Here is a 609-nt window from a genome sequence, read left to right as displayed (position 1 = left end):
ATAGTAACAAACAAAGAGAATCCCACCCGTGAATACGTCAAATCTATCATGGATGCCCGTTGGTCTGTTGAAGTTTATCATCGAGAAGTTAAACAAAATTGTGGTATTGAACGCTGTCAGGCTCGCACGAGCCGAGCGCAAAGAAATCATATTTTTCTCGCTATTTCTGCGTGGTTTGAACAACATAAACGTTGTATATCTGAAAAAATAACCCTTTATCAACAAAATTGGGACGTAATCAAAAATGCTATTGCTGAGCACATCCGTGTTTTATTAGCGTACCCAAATTAGTTTTGTGCGAAACTCGTGTAAAAAAGAAGTATAAATTTAAAAACAAGAAAAAATCAGGATGTTCATATTTTGTCCGGTTATCCATGCATTAAAGATATCTATAAAATATTCTTGCAAGTAAGCAGTAAACTAGTTGCTGAATAGAGACTTGCATTTTTTGTCACGCTATTGAGAATAAAAAGAGGTTTAACTTAGAGAATAAAGGTTTGAAATGATCAACAAAGAGCGGCTGTTACGAGATAATCGTTTATGTAAAGCAATCATTGGATTATCAGTCGAAGAATTGAAAAATTTAGCCGCTGAATTTTCAGCTTGTTA

At 34.5% G+C, this 609-nt stretch carries 1 protein-coding gene; it reads left to right on the top strand.

Annotation, left to right across the window (positions count from 1 at the left end):
• A partial coding sequence (locus CBG25_RS01610; RefSeq protein WP_290604050.1) for a transposase occupies positions 1-291 on the top strand: 291 nt, incomplete at its 5' end.
• Positions 292-609 lie beyond the last annotated feature (318 nt).

The sequence above is a fragment of the Arsenophonus sp. ENCA genome, assembly GCF_002287155.1.
In the GTDB taxonomy this organism is placed as follows: Bacteria; Pseudomonadota; Gammaproteobacteria; order Enterobacterales; family Enterobacteriaceae; genus Arsenophonus; species Arsenophonus nilaparvatae.
The sequence above is the reverse complement of the archived record's forward strand: the minus strand, read 5'-3'. Positions and strand labels throughout refer to the sequence as shown.